The organism is Actinosynnema sp. NPDC050801, from assembly GCF_040673975.1.
GTDB lineage: Bacteria > Actinomycetota > Actinomycetes > Mycobacteriales > Pseudonocardiaceae > Actinosynnema.
This window is the reverse complement of record NZ_JBFAQZ010000005.1, coordinates 485,552-492,468: the sequence shown is the minus strand read 5'-3', so window position 1 is coordinate 492,468 and position 6,917 is coordinate 485,552. Positions and strand designations below refer to the sequence as shown.

Sequence of the window (6,917 nt, the reverse complement as noted above, 5' to 3'; positions counted from 1 at the left end):
GGCGAAGACGTCGATCACGCTGCCGGAGAAGACCGCGACGCCGCGGTTGAGCACGTGGATGCCCAGGAAGCTCAACATCAACGACTGCGGCCGGAGCGATGCCTCCTGGTCACCGCCCGGGGTCTGCGGGTCGTGCGGGATCACCGGGCGAGCGTAACCCGACCCCTCCGGCTCGACGCACTTGTGCGACGCCCGCGTTCCGATACGCTCAACGCGAAACTCGTTCACTTTCGGTGTTGGGGGGCGGACGTGGTGAAGCGCATGGTGTTCGTGGTCGTGCTCCTGTTGGCGTCGTTGACGACACCTGTCGTGGCCGCGCCGAACGCGTTGTGGTTCGACGACTCCACCGTCGTGGTGGCCGACGGGGCGTTCCGCGACCAGCACGGCCGGGAGGTGGTGCTGCGCGGGTTCAACGTGTCCGGCACCGCCAAGCTCGCCGAGCACCGCGGCCTGCCGTTCGCGAGCGCGGCGGACGCGCGGTCGTCCGCGGTGGCGATGCGTCGGATGACCGGCGCGAACGCGGTGCGCTTCCTCGTCACGTGGGCCTGGGTCGAGCCGGAGCCGCGCCGGATCGACCACGCCTACCTCGACCGCGTCACCGAGCAGGTCCGCGCCTTCACCGACCAGGGCATCCGGGTCTACGTCGACTTCCACCAGGACCTCTACTCCCGCTACCTGTTCAACCGCGACAGCTGGTACACCGGCGACGGCGCGCCGGAGTGGGTGGTGCGCGCGGGCGATTACCCGAAGGAGTCGTGCGGGATCTGCGTGCACTGGGGCCAGAACATGAAGAACAACAACGCGGTGACCGCCGCGGTGCACGACTTCTGGCACAACCGCGAGCTGACCACCTCGGCCGGGCCGATCCGCGTCCGCGACGAGTTCCTGCACCAGGCGGGCGAGGCGATGCGGCACCTGAAATCCGCGCTGCCCGCCGACGCGTTCCGGCTGGTGCTCGGCGTCAACCCGCTCAACGAGCCCTACGCCGGGCGGTACGACCGGGGCCAGGACGGCGTCACCTGGGAACGCGACCTGCTCATGCCGTTCTACCGGCAGTTCCGGCAGCGGATGGACGAGGCGGGCTGGGCCGACAAGCCCGCGTTCGTGGAGCCGCTGGTGTTCTGGAACCAGAACGTGGACTTCTTCGCCGAGCCCGGCGGGTTCGCGGCCGTCCCGACGCTCGGCGACCGCTTCGTGTTCAACTCGCACTTCTACGACGGCAAGGCCCAGTCGGGGCTGCTGAAGCCGGGCAAGGCGGGCGACGGCGAGTACACCGCGGACTTCGCCCGGATCCGCGACCGGGCGGCCGCGCTGGGCACGGCCGGCATCGTGTCGGAGTTCGGGCACCCGGTCGCCGGTTTCACCTCGGACAAGAACCCGACCGTGCTCAAGGCGATGTACCAGGCGCTGGACTCCCGGCTGCCCGGCGCACGGTGGTGGGCGGACGCGGCGGGGTCGGGCCCGGTGCTGTCGGGCAGCCAGTGGCACTGGGACGTCAACTACGGGCGGCACCGCGAGTTGATGAACGACAACCCGGACAAGGTCCGCACCGAGGGCGACGCGATGAACGACGAGCACTTCTCCGCGGTGCGCGTCGACGACGGCGGGAACCACGTGCTCACGGTGGAGGGCCGGGTGGTCGACCGGCTGTTCCCGCGTGCCGTGGCCGGCCGCACGGCGGCGTTCACCTACGAGGACCGCGCCCGGGACGGTGGCACGGTGTTGTCGTGGAACCGGATCCCGGAGTCGATGCCCGCGGTGCGCGCGCTGGTCGGCACGGGGCAGTTCGGCGTGCTGGTGTGGCGCGGCAACGGTGTCGCGGCGCCGACGGAGCTGCACCTGCCGTCGTCGTTCCCGCCCGCGTCGACCACGGTGGTGAGCGATCTCGCGACCGTCACCGGGCCGCCCGACCACACCGGCGCCGAGCCGGTGGCCGTCGCGCCGGAACCGGGCGCGTCGGGCGTGCACCGGCTGCTGCTGTTCACAAGGGACTCCGGGCCGCACTTCGCCCTGGTGGCCAACGGCGCGTCGACCGCGTCGGCGGCCGCGGCACGGGCCGAGCTGGCCGCGTGGGTCGTGGCGACGTTCCGCTAGGTCACATCGGGACCAGGAACACCCACGTCCGGCCGGGCGCGAGGGGCAGGTCGGCGCCGTCGGCGGTGGCGAACCCGGTCGGCTCGTCGGGCGTCGGGCGCGACCAGCTGCCCTCGAACACGACGCCGTCCCGCAGCACGGCCGCCGGTCCGGAGCCGACCGTCCCGGCCACCGGCGACACGGCGCCCGACGCGTCCTCCACGAACCGGCCCGCCCGCATCGGCACCCGCTGCACGACCACGTTGGTCGCCTCCACCGCTCCGGAGTCGGCCGCCACCAGCGGGACGCCGTCGACCGAGATCGCCCAACCGCCCCCGTCCGCCGACCACGCCAGGTCGAACGCCGCCGCGGGGTAGCCGACCGACCACGTCGCGGCGGGTCGACCACCGGCGGGCGCCGGCCCGACCGACGGCGCGCCACCACCGGGTTCGGGCTCGGGCAGGCCTTCGGGGTGGACGTAGAGGTTGTGCGGCGCCTGCCGGTTCCCGTCACGGGTGTAGGCCGCGGCCGCTTCCTGCGGTGACGCCCTGGTCAGCCGGGCCTGGTCGAGCAGCGGGGCGAGTTCCGGCGCGGCGCCGGAGAACGCGAGCACGGGCGTGCCGTACTGCGCGAGCAGTTCCAGGTCGGTCTCGCGGGCGCTGCGCACGGGTCCGACGACCGCGGGCACCTCGCCGAGGTACACCGCCGCGAACCGGGTGACGCCGCCCTCGACCGGCTCGACGTAGACCACGTCGGCCGTGCCGATCCCGGTCTGCGGGCGCGCGGCCGGCGCGTTGTCGACCTTGACCACGAGCGCACCGGGCAGGGCCGGCCCCGTCGTGACGGGGGCACCACCCGAGCCGTCGTCGCCGACCCGCGACACCACCGCGACGGCGATCCCGCCCAGGACCACCAGGACCGCGACGACACCGAGGGCGACCTTCTGCCGCGAACCCATCGGACCCACCTCCCGCGGAAGCGCCCGACCACCCCCATCATCCGCCCGCGCACGCCCTCGGCACCAGGGCGTGCGCGGCTCGGCGGAAGGTCGTCCCGCACCACGCGGCAGCGGCCGGAACGCCGTCCCGCGTCACGCGGTGATCAACGGGTGGTGCTCACTTGCGCAGCGCGTCGCGAACCAGGTCGCGGGCCCGGTCGAACAACGCCACCGGCGGGCCGAGCAGCATGGCCGCCGCGGGCGACTCGATGCCGGGGTGCGGGCGGGTGGGCGCGATCGCCTCGGCGGCGCGCACGGCCTTCGCCATCGCCCGCAGCCGGTCGTCGTCGTACTGCTCGCGCAGCCGGGGGAACTCGTCGCGCTCCTCGTGCTCGGCGTGGGCCAGCACGTCGTCGCGCAGCTGCGCCAACAGCGTGTCGAACCCCTCGGCGTCCACCCCGATCTTGTCCATCGTCACCAGCAGTTCCTTGGCCCGCCGCTCCTCGGCCACCCGTGCGTCGACGATCGCGTCACCGCCCTCGCCGCGCCGCGCGGCCGGGTGGACGATCTCCTCCTCGGCGGTCTCGTGCACCGCGAGCAGCCGGACCAGCCGGTGGAACGCGTCGATGCGCTCGCTGCCCTTCGCGGTCTGCACCTCGTCGAACAGCGCGCGGAGCTCGCCGTGCTGCCGGACCAGCAGCCCGACCACGTCTTCTTGTTCGTTCATGGCGACCGGATTACCCGCCGGTCGAACCGCGAAACGAGCCCTCCCGGTACCAGCTCCCGCACGGACGCGGTGTTGGAAGCGAATTCCTCCGGCGTCACCGCGACACCGCGACACCGTTGTGCGCCAATTCATCCGACCCGGGTGCCGGACGCCGCCACAACCGCGGGCGTCCGCCTTCAGGAGCAGGGGTTTCGCGGCTCGTTGCGCTGTCCGGCCGACGCCACCGCGGGTGCGCCGGGGCTACCGTTCGGATCGATCCAGAACCATTCCCGCAGGACATCCTCGCAATGGAGCGATCATGCCCGAGTTACGCGCGTCGCTGGCCGTGTTGGCGCTCGCGACCAGCCTGCCCCTGGCGGCCGCGCCGGCGGCGGTCGCCGACGTCACGCCCACCGCGGTCGTCGCCGAACTGCACGGCCTGCCCGGTTACGCCAGCCACCACCCGACCGCCGTCAACGACCTGGGCCAGGTCGTCGGCAGCGCCCAGGGCGACACCCGGTCGCGCGCCGTCCTGTGGTCCCCGCGCGGCGGGGTGACCGACCTCGGTCCCGGACTGGCCGGGGCGATCAACCAACACGGCCAGGTGCTCGGGCTGGACAGCGACGGCCTCCCGTACACCCAGCGGCCGTGGACGTGGTCCGGCGGTCAACGGCGCTCCATCCTGCCGCACGGTGCGGCGTGGGCGCTGTCCCAGGTGATCAACGAGAGCGGTCGCGTGCCGATGTCCTACGCCATGTCCGCCAGGGGGTCGCAGCGCGCCGGCGTGTGGGACGGCACGCGGCACGTGGACCTGCCGCTGGCCGGTGAGTACCTGTCGGCGTACGCGATCAACGACGCCGGTGTCGTGGCCGCGAGCTACTCGTCCGCCACCGACCAGCAGTTCGCCGCGGTGCGCTGCACCGAGGACGGCTGCACGAAGCTGGGGCCCGGTCCCGGCTACGGGCCGTACGACCCGGAGGCGATCAACGAGGACGGCGTCGTCGTCGGCAACCGGGGCATGGTGGCGCTGCGCTGGGACGGCGACGAGGTGACCGTGCTGTCCGAGACCGGCCGGCTCGCCCACGGCGAGCAGTCGCTCAACGAGCGCGGTGACGCGGTCGGCTGGGTGGTGGACGCGAGCGGCACCAGCCGCGCGGTGCTGTGGCCCGCCGGCGGCAAGCAGGTCGAACTCAACGTGCCCGGGCCGTCGACGGCGGTCGCGATCAACGAGCGGGGCGACGTGGTCGGGCACACCTCGACACCGGACTACTCGGTGACCCGCGCGTTCGTCTGGCGCGACGGCCGGGTCACCTACCTGCCCTCGCTGGGCGGCGACTACAGCATGCCCGTGGCGATGAACAACCACGGTGTCGTGGTCGGCCGGAGCGCCGCCGCGGACGGCTCGCAGAAGGGCGTCCGCTGGACCCCGGTCACGACCACCCCCGCTCGCTGACCGCCGCCGGGTCCCGGGCCGCGCCTCGCCCGGGACCCGGTCAGCCGGTCCTGGCGTTGCGGTAGAGGCGGACGGCGTTGCGCATCGCCATGGTCACGGTCATGGAGCCGACCCGGGGCACGAAGACCGAGGCGCGGTGCACCACGTCGTCGGCGAAGTTCTTCATCGTGGAGAAGTTCAGGCACACCGCGCCGGCTTTGATCTCGTCCGCCCGGACCAGCGGGAAGTCCCGTGACGGCACGCCGGTGACCACGACGTCCGCCTCGGCCAGGGCGGTCGCGCGGTCGACCGCGACCACGTCCACGTGGTGGCCCTGGATCCCGGCCGCGTGGCGGAACGCCAGGGCGCCCGAGACGTCGAACGACGTCACCTCGGCGCCGTCGTTGGCGAGCATGGCGGCCAGCGGGCGTCCGACGATCTCGCTGCGGTTGAACACGCACGCCTTCACCGACGCCAACGGGGTGTCGCCGTCGCCGCGGAACGCACCCGCCTCGCCCAGCAGCTTCATGACCGCCAGCGGCGTGCACGGCAGCACGGCGCGGCGCGTGCCCGCGTCGTCGATGAAGCGCCGGTTCTCGTAGAGGCAGCGGCTCCAGAACGAGTGCAGGCCCTCGACGTCCTTGCGCGGGTCGACCAGCTCACGCAGCCAGCGGTCGCGCTCGGGGTCGCGGACCGGGTAGTAGACGAACACGCCGTGCACCCCGTCGTCCGCGCTCGCGTCGCGCACGGCGGTCTCGATGTCGTCGGCACGGGGTGTGCGCAGGTCGAAGTCGATGCCGACCTCGGCGCACGCCCGCCGGGTGTACTCGGCGTAGGTGCGCGCCGGCCGGTCACCGTCGACCAGGAAGCCGACGACGGTCAGGCGTTGCGGGAGCGCCGCGAGGTCGGCGCGGATCTCGGCGCGGATGGACTCGGCCAGCTCGGCCGGGTCGATGGTGCGGGCGGTCATCGGTGCTCCTCGATGCGGGTGTGCGCGGCCGCGGCGGCGCGTCGAACGGCTTGCAGTCGGGCGCTGAGCGCGTGCGCCACCGGGTCGTCGGCACCCATCAGCGCCACGTTGGCCTCGGCCCCGCGCAGGGTGGCCAGGGCGGAGCCCAGCAGGAGGTCGGCGCCGGCCCGGACGTCGCTGACCACGGAGGCGCTCACGACGGGCAGCACGGAGAACGCCCACTCCAAGGCACGCACGGCGTCGTCGGCGGCGGTCAGCGGACCTTCCGTGGCCGCCGTGGAGGCCGCCGCCACCGCCGCCCGCCGCGCGGCGCGTTCCTCGTCGGTGGACCGCGGCAGCCGGCGCGCCCGGAGGTAGTCCTCGAACAGCTCGACGTCGCGGTCGGCGGCCGAACCGAGCCGGTCGACCAGCGCCCTGCCCGTCGCGAGCGCGTCCTCGACCGCGGCGGCCGGTCCCCGTCGGGCGGTGATCTCCAGGGCCATGAGCACCAACGCGCCACCCAACGCCGCCGTGACCGCGGCCACCGACCCGCCACCGGGGGTGGGGTCGGCACTCGCCGTCCGCGCGCGCAGGTCGGCCGAAGTCAGGTCCCACAGGCCCGGTGGTCACCCGAAGATCATCGCTCCCCGCGCCGCCGGCTGCCACCTCGCGTGCGCGCCGGCTACCGCGACGACACCGCCACGGCCCTCGTCACCGGCACGGCGGCACGCCCGACGCCGTCGCCACCAGCACGGCCACGCACGTCGGGTGCAGGTACACGACCTGGAGCCCACGGGACGTCGCGGCCCGACCGGGCACA

6 protein-coding genes are annotated in these 6,917 nt (G+C 73.7%); 2 read left to right on the top strand and 4 right to left on the bottom strand.

Features of this window, described 5'->3' with window-relative positions; all coding sequences use genetic code 11:
* Positions 1-249 precede the first annotated feature (249 nt).
* Entirely contained in the window at positions 250-2,094 is a 1,845-nt protein-coding gene (locus AB0K14_RS14955) for a cellulase family glycosylhydrolase (RefSeq protein WP_364338124.1), read from the top strand.
* Position 2,095: 1 nt separating this feature from the next.
* Here AB0K14_RS14955 and AB0K14_RS14950 read toward each other — a convergent pair whose 3' ends face one another.
* Entirely contained in the window at positions 2,096-3,031 is a 936-nt protein-coding gene (locus AB0K14_RS14950; protein ID WP_360460771.1) for a DUF3048 domain-containing protein, read from the bottom strand.
* A 157-nt stretch (positions 3,032-3,188) separates the two neighbouring features.
* Complete coding sequence (locus tag AB0K14_RS14945; RefSeq protein WP_360460774.1) at positions 3,189-3,737, bottom strand: hemerythrin domain-containing protein; 549 nt, start codon at positions 3,735-3,737, stop codon at positions 3,189-3,191.
* Between the two features lie 298 nt (positions 3,738-4,035).
* Here AB0K14_RS14945 and AB0K14_RS14940 point away from each other — a divergent pair, with 298 nt between their 5' ends.
* Positions 4,036-5,169: a hypothetical protein gene (locus tag AB0K14_RS14940; RefSeq protein ID WP_360460777.1), complete on the top strand. Its 1,134-nt coding sequence runs from the start codon at positions 4,036-4,038 to the stop codon at positions 5,167-5,169.
* A gap of 40 nt (positions 5,170-5,209) precedes the next feature.
* On the opposite strand, the gene AB0K14_RS14935 is transcribed toward AB0K14_RS14940, so the two are convergent.
* Together AB0K14_RS14935 and AB0K14_RS14930 are read right to left on the bottom strand one after the other, a co-directional pair.
* Positions 5,210-6,118, bottom strand: coding sequence for a bifunctional methylenetetrahydrofolate dehydrogenase/methenyltetrahydrofolate cyclohydrolase (locus tag AB0K14_RS14935; RefSeq protein ID WP_360460780.1), 909 nt, complete (start codon positions 6,116-6,118; stop codon positions 5,210-5,212).
* Entirely contained in the window at positions 6,115-6,690 is a 576-nt protein-coding gene (locus AB0K14_RS14930; protein ID WP_364338129.1) for a cyclodeaminase/cyclohydrolase family protein, read from the bottom strand. Before AB0K14_RS14930 ends, AB0K14_RS14935 begins: the two co-directional genes overlap by 4 nt.
* Positions 6,691-6,917: the final 227 nt, after the last annotated feature.

Coding starts and splice junctions, on each gene's coding strand:
- AB0K14_RS14950 (WP_360460771.1), bottom strand. CDS start 3,031: ATGGGTTCGCGGCAGAAGGTCGCCCTCGGTGTCGTCGCGGTCCTGGTG.
- AB0K14_RS14945 (WP_360460774.1), bottom strand. CDS start 3,737: ATGAACGAACAAGAAGACGTGGTCGGGCTGCTGGTCCGGCAGCACGGC.
- AB0K14_RS14940 (WP_360460777.1), top strand. CDS start 4,036: ATGCCCGAGTTACGCGCGTCGCTGGCCGTGTTGGCGCTCGCGACCAGC.
- AB0K14_RS14935 (WP_360460780.1), bottom strand. CDS start 6,118: ATGACCGCCCGCACCATCGACCCGGCCGAGCTGGCCGAGTCCATCCGC.